Source organism: Limnobaculum xujianqingii, assembly GCF_013394855.1.
Classification (GTDB): Bacteria; Pseudomonadota; Gammaproteobacteria; order Enterobacterales; family Enterobacteriaceae; genus Limnobaculum; species Limnobaculum xujianqingii.
This window is the reverse complement of the sequence record NZ_JABMLK010000001.1, coordinates 2,467,435-2,487,981: the sequence shown is the minus strand read 5'-3', so window position 1 is coordinate 2,487,981 and position 20,547 is coordinate 2,467,435. Positions and strand designations below refer to the sequence as shown.

The 20,547-nt window shown below is 45.5% G+C and carries 21 protein-coding genes; 13 read left to right on the top strand and 8 right to left on the bottom strand.

Annotation, left to right across the window (positions count from 1 at the left end; translation table 11 throughout):
* Positions 1 to 5 precede the first annotated feature (5 nt).
* Entirely contained in the window at positions 6 to 1,220 is a 1,215-nt protein-coding gene (gene manD / locus GOL65_RS11305) for a D-mannonate dehydratase ManD (RefSeq protein WP_140918860.1), read from the bottom strand.
* 327 nt (positions 1,221 to 1,547) lie between these two features.
* Between manD and argD the strand changes: the two genes are divergently transcribed.
* A complete protein-coding gene (gene argD / locus GOL65_RS11300) occupies positions 1,548 to 2,774 on the top strand; it encodes a bifunctional acetylornithine/succinyldiaminopimelate transaminase (RefSeq protein WP_140918859.1) in 1,227 nt (408 codons plus the stop codon).
* Between the two features lie 220 nt (positions 2,775 to 2,994).
* Here argD and GOL65_RS11295 read toward each other — a convergent pair whose 3' ends face one another.
* The 5 genes from GOL65_RS11295 to GOL65_RS11275 form a co-directional block, all read right to left on the bottom strand.
* Positions 2,995 to 5,079, bottom strand: a complete 2,085-nt coding sequence (locus tag GOL65_RS11295) for a YccS/YhfK family putative transporter (RefSeq protein ID WP_140918858.1) — start codon at positions 5,077 to 5,079, stop codon at positions 2,995 to 2,997.
* A gap of 70 nt (positions 5,080 to 5,149) precedes the next feature.
* Entirely contained in the window at positions 5,150 to 5,782 is a 633-nt protein-coding gene (gene crp, locus GOL65_RS11290) for a cAMP-activated global transcriptional regulator CRP (RefSeq protein ID WP_027273485.1), read from the bottom strand.
* A 296-nt stretch (positions 5,783 to 6,078) separates the two neighbouring features.
* Entirely contained in the window at positions 6,079 to 6,948 is an 870-nt protein-coding gene (locus GOL65_RS11285) for a phosphoribulokinase (RefSeq protein WP_140918857.1), read from the bottom strand.
* An 84-nt stretch (positions 6,949 to 7,032) separates the two neighbouring features.
* Positions 7,033 to 7,281 (bottom strand): YheU family protein, encoded by a 249-nt coding sequence (locus GOL65_RS11280; RefSeq protein WP_130593163.1) that lies wholly within the window; start codon positions 7,279 to 7,281, stop codon positions 7,033 to 7,035.
* On the bottom strand, positions 7,278 to 8,258 hold the full coding sequence (locus GOL65_RS11275; RefSeq protein ID WP_140918856.1) for a hydrolase: 981 nt from the start codon (positions 8,256 to 8,258) through the stop codon (positions 7,278 to 7,280). The genes GOL65_RS11280 and GOL65_RS11275 overlap by 4 nt, the downstream gene beginning before the upstream one ends.
* Before the next feature lie 101 nt (positions 8,259 to 8,359).
* Here GOL65_RS11275 and GOL65_RS11270 point away from each other — a divergent pair, with 101 nt between their 5' ends.
* Positions 8,360 to 8,962, top strand: a complete 603-nt coding sequence (locus GOL65_RS11270) for a LysE family translocator (protein ID WP_140918855.1) — start codon at positions 8,360 to 8,362, stop codon at positions 8,960 to 8,962.
* Positions 8,963 to 9,261: 299 nt separating this feature from the next.
* Here the strand turns inward: GOL65_RS11270 and GOL65_RS11265 are convergent, their stop codons facing one another.
* The gene (locus tag GOL65_RS11265) at positions 9,262 to 11,181 is read right to left on the bottom strand and encodes an ABC transporter ATP-binding protein (protein ID WP_140918854.1); all 1,920 of its coding nucleotides are present in this window, start codon (positions 11,179 to 11,181) and stop codon (positions 9,262 to 9,264) included.
* A 356-nt stretch (positions 11,182 to 11,537) separates the two neighbouring features.
* Between GOL65_RS11265 and kefG the strand changes: the two genes are divergently transcribed.
* From kefG to slyD, 3 genes are all read left to right on the top strand, one after another.
* Positions 11,538 to 12,089, top strand: a complete 552-nt coding sequence (gene kefG / locus GOL65_RS11260; protein WP_140918853.1) for a glutathione-regulated potassium-efflux system ancillary protein KefG — start codon at positions 11,538 to 11,540, stop codon at positions 12,087 to 12,089.
* A complete protein-coding gene (gene kefB, locus GOL65_RS11255; protein ID WP_140918852.1) occupies positions 12,089 to 13,927 on the top strand; it encodes a glutathione-regulated potassium-efflux system protein KefB in 1,839 nt (612 codons plus the stop codon). Before kefG ends, kefB begins: the two co-directional genes overlap by 1 nt.
* 162 nt (positions 13,928 to 14,089) lie before the next feature.
* Positions 14,090 to 14,716, top strand: coding sequence for a peptidylprolyl isomerase (gene slyD, locus GOL65_RS11250; protein WP_130593157.1), 627 nt, complete (start codon positions 14,090 to 14,092; stop codon positions 14,714 to 14,716).
* Between the two features lie 89 nt (positions 14,717 to 14,805).
* On the opposite strand, the gene GOL65_RS11245 is transcribed toward slyD, so the two are convergent.
* Positions 14,806 to 15,033, bottom strand: a complete 228-nt coding sequence (locus GOL65_RS11245; protein WP_140918851.1) for a protein SlyX — start codon at positions 15,031 to 15,033, stop codon at positions 14,806 to 14,808.
* Between the two features lie 169 nt (positions 15,034 to 15,202).
* Between GOL65_RS11245 and GOL65_RS11240 the strand changes: the two genes are divergently transcribed.
* From GOL65_RS11240 to rpsG, 8 genes are all read left to right on the top strand, one after another.
* The gene (locus GOL65_RS11240) at positions 15,203 to 16,402 is read left to right on the top strand and encodes an FKBP-type peptidyl-prolyl cis-trans isomerase (protein WP_140918850.1); all 1,200 of its coding nucleotides are present in this window, start codon (positions 15,203 to 15,205) and stop codon (positions 16,400 to 16,402) included.
* A 269-nt stretch (positions 16,403 to 16,671) separates the two neighbouring features.
* Positions 16,672 to 17,457 carry an FKBP-type peptidyl-prolyl cis-trans isomerase gene (gene fkpA / locus GOL65_RS11235; RefSeq protein ID WP_140918849.1) on the top strand — a complete coding sequence of 262 codons (786 nt, stop codon included), beginning with the start codon at positions 16,672 to 16,674 and terminating at the stop codon, positions 17,455 to 17,457.
* Between the two features lie 159 nt (positions 17,458 to 17,616).
* On the top strand, positions 17,617 to 18,330 hold the full coding sequence (locus tag GOL65_RS11230; protein ID WP_140918848.1) for a helix-turn-helix transcriptional regulator: 714 nt from the start codon (positions 17,617 to 17,619) through the stop codon (positions 18,328 to 18,330).
* A 2-nt stretch (positions 18,331 to 18,332) separates the two neighbouring features.
* A complete protein-coding gene (gene tusD, locus GOL65_RS11225; protein ID WP_140919177.1) occupies positions 18,333 to 18,719 on the top strand; it encodes a sulfurtransferase complex subunit TusD in 387 nt (128 codons plus the stop codon).
* A gap of 11 nt (positions 18,720 to 18,730) precedes the next feature.
* A complete protein-coding gene (gene tusC, locus GOL65_RS11220) occupies positions 18,731 to 19,090 on the top strand; it encodes a sulfurtransferase complex subunit TusC (protein ID WP_140918847.1) in 360 nt (119 codons plus the stop codon).
* A gap of 9 nt (positions 19,091 to 19,099) precedes the next feature.
* Entirely contained in the window at positions 19,100 to 19,390 is a 291-nt protein-coding gene (gene tusB / locus GOL65_RS11215) for a sulfurtransferase complex subunit TusB (RefSeq protein WP_140918846.1), read from the top strand.
* Between the two features lie 195 nt (positions 19,391 to 19,585).
* Complete coding sequence (gene rpsL, locus GOL65_RS11210) at positions 19,586 to 19,960, top strand: 30S ribosomal protein S12 (RefSeq protein ID WP_047779685.1); 375 nt, start codon at positions 19,586 to 19,588, stop codon at positions 19,958 to 19,960.
* 96 nt (positions 19,961 to 20,056) lie between these two features.
* Positions 20,057 to 20,527 carry a 30S ribosomal protein S7 gene (gene rpsG, locus GOL65_RS11205; RefSeq protein ID WP_108900587.1) on the top strand — a complete coding sequence of 157 codons (471 nt, stop codon included), beginning with the start codon at positions 20,057 to 20,059 and terminating at the stop codon, positions 20,525 to 20,527.
* Positions 20,528 to 20,547: the final 20 nt, after the last annotated feature.

Sequence of the window (20,547 nt, the reverse complement as noted above, 5' to 3'; positions counted from 1 at the left end):
CTTAATCACCAGTTCCACAGTGTGCCGTCAGTTAAACGGGCAACAGGTAAGTAGGCGGCTTCATAGGGATATTTGGCAGCCAGCTTTTCATCGAAGTCGATGCCCAGACCAGGCTTATCGCTTGGGTGCATATAGCCATCATCAAAGGTCCAGTTATGGGGGAAGACTTCCAGCATTTGCTCGGAGTAACCCATATATTCCTGCACGCCAAAATTCGGCACCCACAGGTCAAAATGCAGGGCTGCAGCGTGGCAAATTGGTGAGAGATCGGATGGACCATGAGAACCGGTACGCACCTGGTACATGGCTGCAAAATCAGCAATGCGGTGCATATGGGTAATTCCGCCGGCATGAGTGATGGTGGTACGGATATAGTCGATCAGCTGTTCTTCAATCAGCTGTTTGCAGTCCCAGATACTGTTGAACACTTCGCCTACGGCGATAGGGGTAACGGTATGTTGACGGATCAGACGGAAGCACTCCTGATTTTCCGCTGGTGTTGGATCTTCCATCCAGAACATACGGTAATCTTCAATGCTTTTGCCAAAACGCGCGGCTTCAATTGGCGTCAGGCGATGATGCATGTCGTGCAGCAGATGCTCATCAAAACCGAACTTATTACGTACGGCATCAAATAGTTTTGGTGTGAAATCCAGATATTTCTCGGTAGACCACAGCTGTTCTTCCGGGTGGTGACCTTTGGTAGCTGGTTCATAAGCCAGGTTTTTACCTTTGCTTAAACCATAGGTGGTTTTCATTCCTGGCACGCCACACTGAACACGAATAGCTTTAAAGCCCATCTCTTTGTGTTTAGCGTAGTCTTCCAGTACTTCATCAATGGTGCGGCCAGTGGTATGGCAATAAACCATAACCCCGGTACGTGAAGCACCACCGAGCAGTTGATAAACTGGCATGTTTGCCGCTTTACCTTTGATATCCCATAGGGCCATATCAATAGCGGAGATAGCAGACATGGTGACCGGACCACGACGCCAGTAAGCGCCTTTATAGAAAAATTGCCAGATATCTTCAATTTGGTGAGCGTCGCGACCAATCAATTGTGGGCAAAGATGGTCTTTAAGGTAGGAGGCAACGGAGAGCTCTCGCCCATTGAGAGTGGCATCACCCACGCCATAAATGCCTTCATCAGTAGTGATCTTGACGGTAACGAAGTTACGGCCCGGGCAGGTAACAAAAACTTCAGCCTTTACGATTTTCATAATGCATCCATCCTGACGGAATAAAGAGAACTAATTCGGTATAGAAAGTGAACACAAGATACTTCTGGATTAACTACCATACAAGTAGGTCTAGAATGTTTTGGCGGGAAAGTTTGAGATCTGTGACCAAAATCACCGTGGTAGCCACAGCATGGCATGATTAATTATTGAATAATTGTGAATTATTATTTATTGCGAGAGTTGTGGTAATTAATTGATTATTAGGTGTTGTAAGATTTTTATTTGTATTTTTATTTATATAAATTGATTTTATATGCAATTTTGGTAGTGTGGAGTCATTCGCGGTGAAATCAATAGGGCAGTTTTATGGATAGTAATACATCAGTTAATCGCAATACTTTTGATAACGTTATGTTACCCGTGTATGCGCCAGCAGCTTTTGTACCGGTTAAAGGTAAGGGTAGTCGCGTCTGGGATCAGCAGGGAAATGAGTATATCGATTTTTCCAGCGGTATTGCGGTTACCGCCTTAGGTCATTGTCATCCTGCTTTAGTTCATGCATTGAAGACTCAGGGGGAGATGATTTGGCATACCAGTAATTTATTTACCAATGAACCTGCTTTGCGACTGGCCCGGAAACTGATTGATTCAACCTTTGCCGACCGGGTGTTTTTTGCTAACTCTGGTGCTGAAGCCAATGAGGCCGCATTTAAGCTAGCTCGCCGTTATGCCATTACTCGCCATAGCCCTTATAAAACCAAAATTATTGCGTTTAATAATGCCTTCCATGGCCGCACCCTGTTTACCGTTTCCGTTGGTGGACAGCCTAAATACTCTGACGGTTTTGGCCCAAAACCAGCAGATATCGTGCATATTCCTTTTAACGATCTGGATGCTGTTAAAGCCGTTATTGATGACCACACTTGTGCCGTGGTACTGGAACCGGTTCAGGGAGAAGGGGGAATCACCCCGGTTGACGCTGAGTTTCTGCGCGGAGTTAGAGAGCTGTGCGATCAATATAAAGCGCTATTAGTATTTGATGAAGTACAGTCTGGCATGGGTAGAACCGGTTCACTGTTTACCTATATGCAATACGGTATCGTTCCGGATATTTTAACTTCAGCCAAAGCACTGGGTGGTGGTTTCCCTATTAGTGCTATGTTAACCACTGATGAAGTGGCACAAGTAATGGAACCCGGTGTTCATGGCACCACCTATGGCGGTAATCCATTGGCCTGTGCAGTAGCAGAAGCGGCGTTTGATGTGATCAATACCCCGGAAGTACTGTCGGGTGTGCAATCACGCTATGAATACATCGTTACCCGTCTGGAAGAAATTAATCAGCTTTATCATGTATTCACCGACGTTCGCGGCCTTGGCTTGCTAATCGGTGCCGAACTACAGCCTGGTTATCAGGGCATGGCGCGAGAGTTTCTTGCTGCATCAGTAGAAAATGGCCTGATGTTGCTTAATGCCGGCCCTAACGTAATCCGTTTTGCTCCATCTCTGGTTATCCCGGAAAAAGATCTACAACAGGGGATGGATTGCTTTGAAAAAGCGGTAAAACAAATGGTTGAAGCGAAAGGTAACTAGTTGAAACTGAAAATAGTTATGAACTAGCAGAGTTAAACTGAGGGAAAGACGGGCGTGGGGGTCGATTTGGCGTAAGCCAACGAAGTGCCCGTAGCCCGGCTAGGCCCGAAGCACTCCGAAGCTGAGTACATAGCCCTTCCGGCCGAGCACAGTGAAGATATGAATACATAGTGTTTACGGCCGGAATATCCACCGAGGTAAATTTTCAAAAAATTATTAGCTACCCCTCTTCTCTCAATCTCCTCTTCAACCACATTCCATGATGCGGCCTCTGCTGCCACGCTAGTGAAGAAATAGTATGCATTGTCGTAAGGTGTGCCAGTATCCTTTCGATATGTTTCTCCATCGAGATCTCTGATAACTCATCTTTATCATCCCCGGATTCCACAATCGGTAATATGCTGGTATCACCGCTGGGGCCGTCATATTCCAGACGCTGCTGACAAATCTGAATCAGGACTTCACAAGCGTTTAAATACTTCTGTGCCAACGCGGGAACCAGTACATATTGGTCTCGGGCGATGGTTGTTATCGCGTTCAGATGCTCAACCAAAAACTGGCTATGGGTAACCCAAAGACGCATATCGGCCAGATAGCGGGTATTGAATCCCGGTTCCTGCATGGCCTGATTCAATGCGGTAAAAAGCGTATTGTGAGCCTGATTAACTCTCATTCGGGTATAGGCCAGTTCAGCAACATCTGTGCCCATATTAAATATTTGCCGCAGATGCTGTTGATAGGTCTCCAGTGCGTTGTGAGCATTTTTACGTAACAGTGCGCTTTGCCATTGAGGCCACAGCCACAGGCTACTGGCAAATGCCAGCATACAGCCAATAACCGTATCGATAAGACGTGGCAACAGGTAGTTCATACCACTGTTAGAGATAATCTGTAAGGTATAGAGCGCGGTAATGGTGAACCCAATCACCGCCATACCATAATTCTTACGTACTATTAGATAAGAGCAAAATGTCAGTACCAACATCAAAATCAACATCAGGTTCTGAGAGTAGTAGAGATGCAAAATTGCCGCTCCGGCAAGAATACCTATCATGGTGCCCAGTGAGCGGTGCTGAATTCGAATACGGGTCGCGTTATAGCCATTCTGGCTGACCACCATAATGGTCATTAGTATCCAATAAGGCTTGGGTAGATTGAGCGTCAGCCCAATGCCGGCGCCTGCCGCTAATGTGAGGCCAAGGCGTGCGGCATTTTTGAATGCGGCAGATTTAAGGGAACAATAACTTTTTAGCGCCTGCAAAAAAGGAAGACGACTTTGCATCGGCATCAGTGTTCGGTTGTATAGAGGCTTTTGGCGGCTAAGTAAGTGAGCAATACGGCTGAAATGATAATAACAAAAAGTTCCTACCGGATTATCCGGATGCTGTCGGGCAATTTTTGCCAGTGCTGATAACTCAGAATCCATATTGAAAGGCGTTGAACGGCGGTGATAGAGAATATTATCGGCTAATGCCTGCAAACGTTGACTAATGGTCTTTGCATTATGACGAATGATGGCTTCGGCCTGACTCTGTTCAACCAGTTTTTGTACCTCGACTGGCTGGTGCAAACTGACGGTAATGTGTTCCTGCAAATCGAGGGCCACTTGAAACGCCTGAATTAATCGCCGATGACGAGGGTGTTTCAGGTTAGGGATCATATAAATTTGCTGATAAATCAATGAGATGATGTCCATCACTTTCTGTTGTTGTAACAGTAGTGGAGGGAGAGCTTTCTCCGGGTCGGTGTGCTGGGTCAGTAAGCTGTACTTCTCTTCAAAATAACAGGCTAACTGACGGAAAAGCAGGTTAAGTGATTCTCGCATGGGCTGTTCTTGCCAAAGCCGAAACCACAGATGGATAAACAAACCATACCAGACTGTGCCAATGGCAAATAACATGGCTACTCGCCAAACAGGTAAGTTGCCCGCCATACTGAGGGTAAAAATAGCGGTGACTAATGCAGCAGGCATTAACCGACCATAAAGCGGACTAATTTCTGCCGTTACGCCAAATAATAGCGTCAGAATAAGCATGCAGATCGGTAGTGGAACCGACCACAACAGAAGAAACTGCAACAATACACTACTGATAACAAACAACCCGCCGCCAATAGCCAGCCGTTTGAAAAAGTGTTTATGGGGAGTATCCAAACCACCAATACTGCAGCAGGCAGGAACAAGGGAGAGTAAAAAGCCGGTTGCCAGGTCGTCGAGTAGCCAAAACAGCAAGACAGGCAAACAGAGAACTAACGTTTGGCGCAGAGCATAATTGACTTCTGGATGATAAATGACTCGTCGCCACATAGGCCTCCCGGGTAAAGGGAAGCGGATATGGCAACTGGAGGCCCTAAACCTATCCGCTTCTCTTTATTATTTAACGAGTCCCGTAGACAACGATAGTCTTTCCATGAGCGGAGATCAGATTTTGATCTTCCAGCATTTTTAAAATACGTCCTACCGTTTCACGGGAACATCCAACAATTTGACCAATTTCCTGACGGGTGATCTTGATTTGCATTCCGTCTGGATGGGTCATTGCATCCGGTTGTTTAGCCAGATTGAGTAATGTTTGTGCGATACGGCCCGTAACATCAAGGAAGGCAAGGCTTCCTACTTTCTCAGAGGTAACCTGTAAGCGGCTGGCCATCTGAGCGGATAAACGCATTAAAATATCCGGGTTAACTTGAATCAGCTGGCGAAATTTCTTATATGAAATTTCAGCAACTTCACATGCTGTTTTTGCCCTGACCCAGGCACTGCGTTCCTGACCTTCTTCAAACAGGCCAAGTTCTCCGATGAAATCCCCCTGATTGAGATAGGAGAGGATCATCTCTTTACCTTCTTCATCCTTAATCAGAACGGCTACGGCACCCTTTACAATATAGTAAAGAGTTTCTGCTTTTTCACCTTGGTGAATAAGTGTGCTCTTGGATGGATATTTATGAATATGACAATGAGATAAAAACCATTCGAGAGTAGGGTCTGTTTGCGGTTTGCCGAGAACCATTTGTTGTTATCCTCTTTGTAGTCACTGCCTAACACAGCAAAGCGAGAAGCTTGCCGAAAATCTTACCCGCCCCGAAGCATATAACTTGCCAGGTGAGCGCTATTATAGCTGATGTAAAAAAGAATATAGAGGTGTTTGTGGGCTGGTGCCACATCAGCCTGAGCGAACTCTAATTTATCTATTGTACCCACACTATGATTTTAACACAGGTTGAGCCAAGAGTCTCGTGTTGTCTTACTAAAATGAGGGTTAAGCGGCGCTGATTCGGGTTATTCGCCTGTTTTACCCTCATTTCCCTATTCTAATATTCTGCCTTCTAATAGTTGCTGTATTAATGGTGTGATAATTAACTCCATTGCCAGCCCCAATTTTCCTCCCGGAATGACCAGAGTGTTTGTTTGGGAGATAAACGATCCCTGTAACATGACCAGTAAATAGGGAAAATCAATGCCTGTCAGCCCCCTGAAGTGAATAACTACCAGACTTTCGTCCATCGTTGGAATACTCTTCGCAGAAAATGGATCAGAAGTATCAACGGTGGGGACGCGCTGGAAGTTGATATGAGTCCGGGAAAACTGTGGGGTGATGTAATTGATGTAGTCATCCATAGAGCGAACTACGGAATCCAGCACGGCTTCCCGGGAGTGTTCTCGCTCCACCGTGTCGCGGATTAGCTTTTGTATCCATTCCAGGTTAACGATAGGAACTACGCCAACCAGCAGATCGACATGCTGGGCAACATTATGCTTAGCGGTGACGATGCCACCATGCAGTCCTTCATAAAACAGCAAGTCTGTGGTTTCAGGTAACGGTTGCCAGGGAGTAAAGGTACCCGGGGTTTGGTTATAGGGGACCGCTTCATCATAAGTATGCAAGTACTTACGTGTGCGTCCGTTTCCGGTTTTTCCGTATTCAATAAAGCTGTTTTCCAACAGTGCAAAGTCATTGGCCTCGGGGCCAAAATAGCTGATATGGCGACCTTGCTCTCTGGCTTTACGGATTTCCGCATCCATCTCCGGGCGTGTATAGCGATGATATGCATCACCATCAATGCGTGCGGCACTTAAATTTAACTGCTGAAAGATCTTCCTGAAGGCCAGACTGGTGGTAGTAGTACCGGCTCCACTGGAACCAGTAACTGCAATGATTGGATGTTTTGCTGACATTAACCTGATTCCTTAATTTTCATTATTATTACCAGAGCATAGTCGGATTGATGCAGGGCTGTCATAAAATTTTATTCAGATGAATCAATACTCCGGATAAGGTTGTTCTTCCATATCATCACTGAAACGATCTTTGGGCATAATATTGATGGTTTCATGTAGTTCTGACCAAACCAATATGACCTGACCGCTTTTTAGCTGACGCTTAACGTCATCGACTTTCTGCTGTAGTGATCTTTCGTGTTCTCCGTAATCGGTGCCTTCACGCAAAACAAAGGATTCAATAATACTTTCCAGCGTTTCGGGAGCCAGTTGCTGCCACGGGATCATCATTTGTTTTTCTCCAGATAGCGGGTTAACCATTCAGGGATACGATGTTCCAGCCACATCTGTGGCTTTTTCCATGTACCACTGACAAAGCCAACGTGACCGCCGTGTTCCGTTAACTGATATTCAATATTTTCGGGCAGGCTGTTTTTTGCCGGAATCACTTCCGGTGACATAAAGGGATCGTCTTTGGCGTGAATAATCAGCAAAGGAATGCGTACCTGATGCAATACCGGTAGAGCACTGCACTTTTGATAATAATCGGTGGAATCTTTAAATCCATGTAATGGTGCTGTAAGAGCATCATCAAACTCACGAATAGAACGTATATTTTTCAGTGATAAGCCGGGCAGCGGCATAATACCAGGATAGCGAATGAGCTTACGTTTGGTACTTTGCTTAAGTAAACCCAGCAGATAGCGGTGATAAACTCTCGACAGACCTTGCTCTAAACGACGGGAACAGGGACCGAGCATCAGCGGAGCGGAGACAATGACTGCTGCCTCAAGTGGAACTTTGTCACCTTCTTCAGCCAGATAGCAACCTAACATATTGCCACCCAGCGAGTAACCTACTGCGGCAGTAGGTGCTTCTCCCAATGTATCTTGTAACCAGTTGAGAAAAAATCGAGTATCGCTGGTTTCGCCAGAATGATAAGCACGAGGGCTACGGTTAGGTTCACCGCTACAACCGCGAAAATGCATAACGGCCCCCAACCAGCCGTTTTGCCGACAAACCGCCAGCAAACCATGGGCATAAGGGCTATAAAAATTGCCTTCTAAACCATGAAACAATATCAGACGCGGTTTATGTTTGGCCTGATGAGGGTCTTCGCTCCAGGCAACATCAATAAAATCGCCGTCCGGAAGTTCCAGACGCTGCCACACGGGGTCCAGACTAATCTTTCTGCGGATAATCCGGGGTAGCAGAGTTTGTATGTGTGGGTTACCGGTGCCCGGTATGGGCCGAAATTGTGCATCCATAACAAAATTAAATTCACTCTTGGGGACTTGTGCGATCAATATCACACTGCTAGCTTGAATGGAATGATTAAACATCTCTCACTGGTAAAGGGTTATACAGAATGGAGTTAGGCTGGTTTCTTTCTATGTCGATGTTTCTATGGATAGCGGCAGTTACACCGGGTCCAAATAATATGTTACTCACCTCTTCAACTGCTAACTTCGGTTTCACCCGTTCTTTACCGTTGATGTTTGGCATTATGATTGGCATGCAATTGCTGCTGCTGTTAGTTGCCATGGGTGTTGGTACATTGGTAACTGCTTATCCTTCGTTACATCTGGCGCTGAAAATTGCGGGTAGCCTCTACCTGATTTGGCTGGCGTGGAAAATAGCCACTTCTCGTTATGAAAAGCTGGAGACTGAAAAAGGCACAGCACAGCCGGTTCGGTTATATCAGGGGTTACTGTTACAGGCATTAAATCCTAAAGCCTGGTTAATGGGCATTGGCTCGATAGCCAGCTACAGCCTGGCAGGGAGTATGTACAGTGCATCAGTGATAGCCATTAGTATTGCCATGTTTATGGTAAATCTGGTGGCCGGATTTATCTGGATGGGTTTTGGTTCTGCCATTGGTCGTTTGCTGCAAAGTCGCAAATCGTGGGCGATTTTTAATATCACCATGGGTATTTTGACGGCAGGCTGCGTGGTGCTTATCTGGTTGTAGTGAAACCAGAACATTATCAGCAGAGGCGGTGTGTATTGTCGCCTGAAACTGCTATTAAATCAGCTTTGGTGAATATTCCGGCCGTAAAAACGATGTTGCCCAAATCACCTTCGTACTCGGCCGGAAGATCGTTTGTACTCAGCTGTAGAGCGCGCCAGGCCTGGCCGGGTTAGGGGCGCTTCGTTGGCTCACGCCAAGTCGACCCCAACACCCGTCCCTCCCGTCGATTGGCTATCTTAAGGGACTAAACTGAACTGTCAGAGGCGATGTGTATCACCGCATCTGATATTTAACGTTAATCATTCCCCTTGATTAAACACCGCCGTCATCTCTTCCAACTGCTCCTGCAATTCCAGCCAGTTCATCTCGGTTTCTTCCTGAGCTAACTTCACGCTAACCTGCTGTTGCAGCAGTTTTGTCAGTTCGGCTTTTTTATCCGCCTCATAAATAGCGGTATCCGACAGTGCCAGCTCAATATCACTCAACTGTTTTGCCAGCTTATTGAGTTCAATATCCAGTTTGTCGATCTTTTTACGAATGGGCTGAGTTTGAGTGCGGAAGTCTGCTTCACGACGTTTCTGATCTTTACGTGCCTGAGCGCTGTTCGCGGTTGGCTCTTTATCATTCGCTTCCGGTTGCATTTCTTGTTTTTGCAGCTCAACTAACCACTGCTGGTAATCTTCTAAATCACCGTCGAAAGGCTCTACCTTTTTGTCATGAACTAAATAGAGCTCATCGGTAGTGGAACGTAGTAAATGACGATCGTGGGAAACAACCACCAGAGCGCCATCAAAATCAATCAGCGCTTCGGTCAGTGCCTGACGCATATCCAGATCGAGGTGGTTAGTAGGTTCATCGAGCAGCAGTAAATTCGGACGCAGCCAGACAATTAATGCCAACACTAAACGGGCTTTTTCTCCTCCGGAGAAGCGCTCGGTATTTTCGCTGACTTTATCACCGCGAAAACCAAAACCTCCCAGATAATCCCGTAGCGGTTGCTCATATTCTTGCGGGGCCAGACGGCTAAGATGTTGTAATGGTGATTCGTCAGGACGAAGGGTTTCCAATTGATGCTGGGCAAAGTAACCCAATTTGATCCCCTTAGCTAAACCAATTTCCCCCTGTTGAGGTGCTAATTCTCCCGCCAAAAGTTTGATTAATGTAGATTTACCTGCACCGTTACGCCCCAGTAAACCGATACGTGAGCCGGGTACCAGATTCAGCTTGATGGATTGCAAAATGGTTTTATCGCCGTAACCCGCACTGACTTTTTCCATTCTCAATAGTGGATTCGGTAAGCTTTCTGGCTGGCGGAAACTAAAGCTGAAAGGGTTATCAACGTGAGCAGGAGCGATCAGCTCCATGCGCTCTAACATTTTAATTCGGCTTTGTGCCTGTTTGGCTTTGGTTGCCTGAGCTTTAAAGCGATCGATATAGCTTTGTAGATGAGCAACTTTCTCTTGCTGGCTTTGATACAGCGCCTGCTGTTGCGACAGCTTAGTGGCGCGCTGGCGTTCAAAGGAGGAGTAGTTGCCGGTATATTCAAACAGCTGTTGCTGCTCGATATGCAAAATTTTATCCACGATAGGATCAAGGAAATCCCGGTCGTGGGAAATCAGGATCAGAGTACCTTCATAGCTTTTCAGCCATTTCTCCAGCCAGATTACCGCATCTAAATCGAGGTGGTTGGTCGGTTCATCGAGCAGCAGTAAGTCGGAACGGCAAAGCAGAGCCTGAGCCAGGTTCAGTCGCATACGCCAGCCGCCGGAAAAGGCACTTACCGGTTGTTGTAACTGTTCCTGAGAGAAACCTAAACCGTGTAACAAACTGGAAGCGCGAGGATAGATGGTCCATGCCTGTATGGCATCCAGTTTGCCGTGCAGTGAAGCAATTTCGTTACCGTCGTTTTTCTCATTGGCTTCTGCTAACGCATGTTCAAGCCGACGGTACTCCCGATCGCCATCAATCACATATTCAACGGCGGGAATATCTAATGCCGGTGTTTCCTGATTGACCCATGATAAAGCCCAACTGGCCGGAAAGGTGGCGTTGCCACCGTCTGCCGACAGTTCACCTTTTAGTAGTGCTAGCAGCGTCGATTTTCCACAGCCGTTTTTACCTACCAGTCCCACTTTTTGTCCAGGATTGATGGTTGCTGTTGCGTTATCAAGCAGGACGTTAACGCCACGTCGAATCTGTAATGAAGAAAAAACAATCATAGGGCCACATATCAAGTTATTAGTCGCTGGGTCATCAACAGTGAATACCCGACTTTAAAAATAAGTACGGCATGAAACTATTGATAGAAAACAGTGAGAGGAGTACAACAGCAGCCGCTACACTATTTTTAATATTATTGTTTAAAAGTAAAGCACTTAGCCATATTGACAATTGAGAGCCTGCTTATTCGTAACAGCCTCTTTTTAATATTATTATTGTTCAATATTTCAATTTACTGGCTAAACTTACAGAGTGCGACGGTTGTATAAAACCACCATTGATTCACACCAGTAATTTATAAGCCATGCATGGTAGCGGAAAATGTCAGTGATGACGATGTTTAGGGGAAGCGAAAATGTCGCACTTGCCAAAAGCCCTCGTCTTGTTTGCTCATCCGGAGCCCAAGCGCTCGGTTGCCAATAAGGCGTTATTAAAGGTTATCCGCAATTTGGATAACGTCACAGTCCGTGATTTGTATGCTTACTATCCCGATTTTTTTATTAATGCCCATCGTGAACATCAATTATTAAGAGATCACGAGGTTATTATTTTTCAGTTCCCCATCCATACCTATAGCTGCCCTGCATTAATGAAAGAGTGGATTGATCGGGTATTAAACCTGCAATTTGCTGGCAGTATTGGTGCTAATGAACTTTCTGGTAAGCGTTTTCGTCTGGTGGTCACAGCTGGCGCCACCGAGAGTAACTATCAGCCTGGAGGGTCGGTGGGTTATACCTTCGACGATATCCTGCTGCCATTCAGGATCATGGCTAAAGCCTGTGGAATGGAGTGGGTTGACCCAATGATCATTTATCGTGCCCGCCGCCTGGAAGAGGATGAATTACAGCAACATGCGCTGAAATATGCCGAATGGCTTAGTGTGTCCGCAGAAGAGGATAGCGAATAATGGATACTTCACCCCAACTTATCGCTGTTTTAGTTTTTCTCTCCGTGGCCGTTTTGGCGGTTCCTCTGGCAAAACGTATTGGTATTGGCGCGGTGCTGGGTTATTTGGTAGCCGGTATTGCTATTGGGCCTTGGGGATTTCGACTGATTAATGATGTTGATGAAATCCTTCATTTTTCTGAAATGGGCGTAGTTCTGCTGCTGTTTGTTATTGGTCTGGAATTGAATCCGGCCAAGCTGTGGAAAATGAGAAAGCCCATTTTTGGCTTGGGTACTGCTCAGGTATTGATAACCAGCGCCGTTCTTTGCGGATTGCTATATTGGGCCGGGTTTGGTTTGTCTGCGGCAATTATTGGTGCCATTGGCCTGTCCATGTCATCTACTGCAATGGCCCTACAGTTGATGAAAGAGAAGGGAATGCGCGGTGATGGCGGACAGTCAGGCTTTGCGGTGCTGCTGTTTCAGGATATGGCTGTTGTTCCGGCACTGGCACTGGTACCCATTTTAGCGGGAACAGGTGGAACCGGCGCAGATTGGTTTACCATTCTCAGTAAAGTGGTTGGACTGGCAATTTTAGTGTTGGGCTGTCGTTATTTATTGCGTCCAATTTTTCGCTATGTTGCTGCTTCAGGGGTACGGGAAGTGTTTACCGCCACCGCGCTGTTGGTGGTATTGGGCGCAGCCGTGCTTATGCAGCAGATAGGATTCTCCATGGCGCTGGGTACTTTCCTGGCGGGTGTGCTACTGGCAGAAAGCGAGTATCAGCATGAACTTGAAGTGGCTATTGAACCGTTTAAGGGTCTGCTGTTAGGGCTGTTTTTTATTTCCGTCGGAATGGTACTCAACTTAGGGGTTTTCTATTCTCATATCCTACAGGTGTTAGTGGGGGTATGTGTTCTGTTACTGGTCAAAAGCGTCGTGTTATATGGGTTAGCCCGTTTCTTCCGAATTAACCGTTCAGAACGATTACAGTTTTCTGCGGTACTCAGCCAGGGAGGTGAATTTGCCTTTGTACTGTTTGCTGCGGCGAAGTCTCAGAATATTTTCAATTCAGAACAGATAGCTATGCTGTTGGTGGTGGTGACTATCTCTATGATGACCACACCAATATTAATGCAGTTGGTTGATAAGATATTGGCCCGCCGTTATAACCCTGGAGATGAACCGACTCAGGCATCTGATGTCGAAGATGATGAACCTCAGGTGATAGTGGTTGGATTTGGTCGTTTCGGTCAGGTGATTGGCCGCTTGTTGATGGCAAATGAAATCCGTCTGACCGTACTGGAGCGGGATGTCAGTCAGGTAAGTATATTGCGCAGCTACGGTTATAAAGTTTATTACGGTGATGCAACAGAACTTGATTTGCTACGCGCTGCTGGTGCGGAAAAAGCCAAAGCCATTATTATCGCCAGTGATTTACCGGAAGAGACTATGACGGTAGTTCGTCTGTGTCAGCAATACTTCCCTAATCTGTCGATTCTGGCGCGAGCCAGAGGGCGGGTAGAGGCTCATGAACTGTTGAGCGCCGGTGTTGAATTATTTTCCCGGGAAACATTCTCCAGTGCTCTTGATTTAGGGCGTAAGGCACTTATCGATTTGGGCATGCATCCTCATCAGGCCTATCGTGCTCAACAGTACTTTAAGCGTCTGGATGAGAATATGCTGCGTGAACTGGTACCTGTTCGACAGGGTGAAGTTCAGCAGATATCTCGGGTAGCGGAAGCGCGGCGTGAACTGGAAAATCTGTTCCAGCGAGAAATTCAGCATGACAGTAAGCTATCTGACGCCTGGGATCTGGATGATGAAGTACAGGAAGCCCGGCATGAAGAACGTGATTAGTCGAAAAAAAGATAGGCTGAAGGGCCACAGGATCTCAATCAATTAGTCGACTTTCATCATACTTAGTAATATAAAGTTGCCTAAATTTTTATCTCAGTGAGTACAGCGCCGTTGATTTCAGCTACAATCAGCGGAAATTAAGTATCAACGGTAGGAGAAATCATGAAAGTAGCAAAAGACCTAGTGGTCAGCCTGGCCTATCAGGTTCGTACAGAAGACGGTGTATTAGTTGATGAGTCTCCGGTGAGCGCACCGTTAGATTATCTGCATGGACATGGTTCTCTGATCGCAGGTTTAGAAAAAGCATTAGAAGATCATAACGTAGGCGATCGTTTTGACGTGTTTGTACCGGCTAACGAAGCTTATGGTAACTATGATGAAGTCTTGGTTCAGCGTGTACCTAAAGATGTATTTATGGGTGTTGACGAGCTTCAGGTAGGTATGCGTTTCCTGGCTGATACCGATCAAGGTCCTGTGCCGGTTGAAATCACTGAAGTAGAAGACGACCACGTAGTCGTTGATGGCAACCATATGCTGGCCGGCCAAAACCTTAACTTTAATGTTGAAGTTGTTGCTATTCGTGAAGCAACACCGGAAGAACTGGCTCATGGTCATGTTCACGGTGAGCACGATCACGAACATGGTGAAGGTGGCTGCTGTGGCGGTCATGGTCACGGTGATGGCGGTGGTTGCTGCGGTGGTGGCGGTCACGATCATGATCACGAACACGGTGAAGGTGGCTGTGGTGGTCATGGTAAAGGTCATGGTGGTTGTGGCTGCAGCCACTAATCATCATTTAAGAAGTAAAAAAATGGCAGCTTAACTAAAGCTGCCATTTTATTTTTTGTCTGAGTCGCCGCTATAGCGTTGATGAAATATCAGTAATGTGGGGGAGGCAATTCTTCTGACTGTGAAGCTATCATCGATGGCTGAGAGGCTTTCAGTTTATCTGTCAGTAGTCTTAACTGCTCCTGAAGTTTAGCAATTTCAAGTTGATGCTGAATGACCGCCTGATTGAGATCTTCAATAGTCACCTCTTGAAAAGCCAGACGACTCTCCAGTAGTTCCAGTCGTTGTAACAGGCTGTCAGAGTTTAGTTGTTGCATATTTTCTCCGGTGAATCATGATGAATCTCGTACTATGAATGTGATATTAAATCAGCGCATAAATTTGTAAGATGCGCATAAATATCTGTGTGCTTGCCAGTAATGCAACTGGCAGGAGATGATGACCGTTAATGGCTCTATTCTACAATGAAACACAAGGAATATATTGATGTCTTTTTTAAATAAGCCTTCATATGCGATTGGGGCGTTGTTGTTAACGCTACCTGTTTTTACCGTATTCGCTAATCCTGCTGCGTCAGATACTAAAGCTGAACAAAGTGCTACTGCTGTTCAACCAGCGACAACGGCTGCACCATCTCAACCTGAAGCAGCAAAGGTTGAACAAGCGGCTGATACGGCACCCGTTACAGCGGAAGAACAGAAGAATAGCCAGCCATCTTCAACTGCAGAACCTGCTAAGGATAGCGTACCAACAGACCCAAAGACGAGTACGCAGCAAGCTGTCACTGAGCCTGCGGCGACAAACTCTACCCCTGTTGTAGAAACAGCTCCGGTAGTGAGTGAAACTCCTGCTGCAACCGATGCAGCGCCAGCATCTGCGGAAAAAACAGCCGCTACAGAAGCCACTCCAGTTGCAGAAACGGCCCCGGCTAATGCTACTTCGGTATCGACAACTGGTGAAGTCGTCTCAACCGCAGAGCCAAAGAAAGAGCCTGCCCCGGCAGTCACTGAGTTGGAAACCACGCCATTATCATCAGTAAAATTTTCTCTGAACAGTGAAGAACAGAAACGCGCCTATGCCAGTGGCGTAACGCTGGCGCGTTACCTGCAGGAAAATATGGCTCAACAGAAGAAACTGCATATTACGCTTGATCCTAATATTGTGCTGGCGGGTATTGTTGATACTTTTGCCAGTGATATAAAAATGGATGAAGCGATGGTCAAAAAAACCATGGCGGCGTTTGACGATCAGGTCAACACCTTGAATAAAGCCAAGATGGAGCAAGAAGCCGCACGGGAACGTGAGATGGGTGATGCGTATCAGGCTGAATTCTCTAAAATGGATGGCGTGAAGAAAAGCAAAACAGGATTGCTTTATTTCGTTGATAAGAAAGGCAGTGGTGCAGCAATTACAGATAAAGACATTGTTGTCGTTGAGCTACAGGGTATGCGGGTAAATGGTGCCGTGTTTGAAAAAACAGCTTCGCCAATTACTTTAAAAGTAGCGGATGTTATTCCTGCATTACGTAGCGGTATTAAACTGGCGGGCAGAGGCGGAGAAATTAAATTGGTCGTACCGCCAGAGCAAGGTTATGGTGCTAAGGGTGCTTTACCGGGCATTCCTCCAAATGCTACGTTAATTTTTAATATTAAAGTACTGCAGGTTAATCCGGCTAAATCGAAATAATCACCAATAGCTTAGCCGAAAGACTGAGTGTGGTTATTTATCTGTGCGATATAATGATTTATGGTTCGCTAATGAAGACAATTCCTCATTTCAGCGAACCATTTTAATTTATGTTGTCAAACATGAGTAATTAGCATAATGGGCTATTATTTCTGAGCAATAATATATTTCTGATATTCTTTGTGCCGGTTTAGAATTAGCCTGTATGGTATAGAATTCGAATTCTGTTTTATCGCATAACAACATATGTCCTATCACCGGAGATGTAGATGAAATCATTATTTAAAGTAACGCTGTTAGCGACCGCAATGGCTTTCGCTACCGGGGCAATGGCCAATACTGCTGCAACAGCAGCACCAAAAAGTGCCGCGCCGGCTAAGTTTGACAGCGAAGACCAGAAGGCTGCCTATGCGTTAGGTGCTTCTCTGGGTGGTTATATGACTAACTCTCTGAAGGATCAGGATAAGTTAGGTGTAGTGCTGGATCGCTCCCAAATCCAGGCTGGTTTTAAAGATGCTTTTGAAAGCAAAAGCAAATTAACAGATGCTGAAATTGAACAAACCTTACAGACCTTTGAAGCCCGCGTGAAAGAAAAAGCTCATGCGAAAATGCTGGCTGATGGCAAAGTTAACGAAGAAAAAGGCGCAGCCTATCGTGATACTTTCGCTAAAGAAGCTGGTGTGAAGAAAACTGCATCAGGGTTATTGTATAAAGTAGAAACCGCAGGTACAGGTAACGCACCGACTGACAGCGATTCTGTTGTAGTGAACTATAAAGGCACACTCATCGATGGTACTGAGTTTGATAACTCTTATACCCGTGGCCAGCCAGCTACTTTCCGTCTGGATAGCGTGATTCCAGGCTGGACTGAAGGATTAAAATTCCTGAAGAAAGGCGGAAAAATGACCATGGTTATTCCACCATCTTTAGCCTACGGTGAAAACGTTGTTCCAGGAATTCCAATTAATTCTACATTAGTATTCCAGGTTGAATTACTGGATGTTAAGTCTGAGAAAGCGGAAGCGCCAGCAGCTCCGGCAAAAGATAAGCAATAATTTTTTGACCTTAAGAAAAACCGCAGAATATCACTGCGGTTTTTTTATTTCTTATGTCGGTACTGTTTTTGTTAAACTATCCAACACTTGTTAAGAATGAGTCTCCAGGTTTTTTTCAGTCTGAGGACCAATATGGACTAAATATATTGGAGAGTTATCATGTCTGATTCACCGCTATCCGGCGAATATGAGACGTTGGATGAGCAGCCATTTACCAGTGAAGACCACGATATTCTACGCTCTTATGAATCGGTAGTTGATGGCTTAGCTATGCTGATTGGCTCGCATTGTGAAATCGTTTTACATTCGCTGGAAGATTTGAAGTGTTCGGCTATTCGCATTGCTAATGGCGAACATACCGGTCGTAAAATAGGTTCTCCAATTACTGATATGGCATTGCGAATGCTACACGCCATGTCAAATGATGACAGTAGTGTTTCTAAAGCCTACTTCACTCGTGCAAAAAGCGGTTCATTAATGAAATCGCTGACTATTGCTATTCGCAATAAAGATCATCGGGTTATTGGATTGCTGTGTATTAATATGAATCTGGATGTGCCTTTCTCCCAGATTATGCAAACCTTTATTCCACCGGAAACCAAAGACGTTCATTCTAATGTTAACTTTGCCTCATCGGTTGACGATCTGGTTGCTCAAACTTTGGAATTCAGTATCGAAGAAGTGAATGCGGATCGGAACGTATCAAATAATGCCAAGAATCGCCAAATTGTACTTAATCTGTATGAAAAAGGGATTTTCGATATTAAAGATTCAATTAATCAGGTCGCCGATCGTCTGAATATCTCTAAACACACGGTTTATCTCTATATCCGTCAGTTTAAGAACGGTGATTTTTCAGGAAATGAGCGGTGAGTCTGAGCTATACGCTGGTAGTTACCGGCCCGGCTTATGGTACTCAGCAGGCAACCAGCGCTTGGCAATTTGCGCAGGCATTGATTACCCGTGGTCATAAGTTGGAGAGCGTATTCTTTTATCAGGAAGGGATTAGCAATGCTAATCAGCTGATATCGCCTGCCAGTGACGAATTTGATTTAGTCCGAGCCTGGCAACGATTAGCGGAGCAACAAGGAACCGTGCTGAATGTTTGTGTCGCCGCCGCGTTGCGTCGTGGCGTAGTGGATGAACAAGAAGCTGCATTGCGTCAACAAACGACGGCTAATTTGCAACCGGGATTTGTGCTAAGTGGATTGGGTTCATTAGCGGAAGCGATGCTGACTTGCGATCGCGTCATGCAGTTTTAGGCAGGCTGGATATGAAGAAAATAGCCTTTGTTTTTACTCATGTTCCTCATGGTTCTTCAGGCGGTAGAGAAGGGTTAGACGCTGTTTTAGCAACCTCTGCCCTGACAGAAGAAATCGGCCTGTTCTTTCTTTCAGATGGTGTTTTTCAGTTACTTCCCGGACAACAACCTGAGCAGATACTGATGCGTAACTATATTGCCACCTTTGGTGTCCTGGCGTTATACGATATTGAGCAATGTTTTGTTTGTACGGATTCAATGTTTGAACGTGGGATTAATCAGGATGCCGCATTAATCATTAACGCAATTCGCCTGAATCAGCAGCAAATGCATGAGCATTTATCGGGTTATGACGTAGTGTTAACTTTTTAAGGATTAAGCGTGTTACATACTGTCTCACATTCGCCTTATCAAATTGATATGAATGCACTGGTCAATACCATCGCGCAGGATGATGTGTTGGTATTGTTGCAGGATGGTGTAACGGCGGCATTGAAAGATAGCCGCTGGTTGGCACTGTTTATTCAGCGTAACCCAATAAATATTTATGTGCTTCGGGAAGATATTGAGGCCCGGGGGTTATTGCTACTTATTGATAGTCATGTTGAGATTATTGATTACTCAGGCTTAGTGGATCTCAGTGTTGACCATTATCCTCAAGTGAATTGGTGACATTTATTTATTATTGTTTTAGTGAATATTCTGATAAATCAAGCTGTCCACTCCTTTGTTCATTGTTCAATACTGTATATTTCTTGACAGTTACCCACTTCAGCCATAAAATTTTGCGTCCCTCAGTGTACCTATGCATTCAGGGATCGATTTATTACGTGTTTACGAAAGTAAAAAAACCAGGAGCTTTTTTTAATGGCAACAATTAACCAGCTGGTACGCAAACCGCGCTCAATGAAGGTTGCAAAAAGCAACGTTCCTGCGCTGGAAGCTTGCCCGCAGAAACGTGGAGTATGTACTCGCGTATATACCACCACTCCAAAAAAACCAAACTCTGCATTACGTAAAGTTTGTCGTGTACGTTTAACTAACGGTTTTGAAGTTTCTTCATATATCGGTGGTGAAGGTCATAACCTGCAGGAGCACTCCGTGATCCTGATTCGTGGTGGCCGTGTTAAAGACCTGCCGGGTGTGCGTTATCACACCGTCCGTGGCGCGCTGGACTGCTCAGGTGTTAAAGACCGTAAGCAAGCCCGTTCCAAGTATGGCGTGAAGAAGCCGAAGGCTTAATGGTTACCCGTTAAGTAAGGCCAAACATTTTTAACTTAATGTCAAAATAAACTCATCGAGTTTTGGACAATCCTGAATTAACAACGGAGTATTTCCATGCCACGTCGTCGCGTCATTGGTCAACGTAAAATTCTGCCAGATCCTAAGTTCGGATCTGACTTACTGGCCAAATTTGTAAATATTTTAATGGTAGATGGTAAAAAATCTACCGCTGAAGCTATCGTTTATACTGCGCTTGAGACTTTATCTCAGCGTTCAGGTAAAAACGAACTGGAAGCTTTTGAAATTGCCCTGGACAACGTAAGACCGACTGTAGAAGTTAAGTCTCGTCGTGTTGGTGGTTCTACATACCAGGTACCGGTTGAAGTTCGTCCGGTTCGCCGTAATGCACTTGCCATGCGTTGGATTGTAGAAGCAGCTCGTAAACGAGGTGATAAATCCATGGCTTTACGCTTAGCGAATGAACTGTCTGATGCTGCAGAGAACAAAGGTACTGCAGTTAAGAAACGTGAAGACGTTCACCGTATGGCTGAAGCCAACAAGGCGTTCGCCCACTACCGTTGGTAATTTGTTTTCGGTAGTTATGC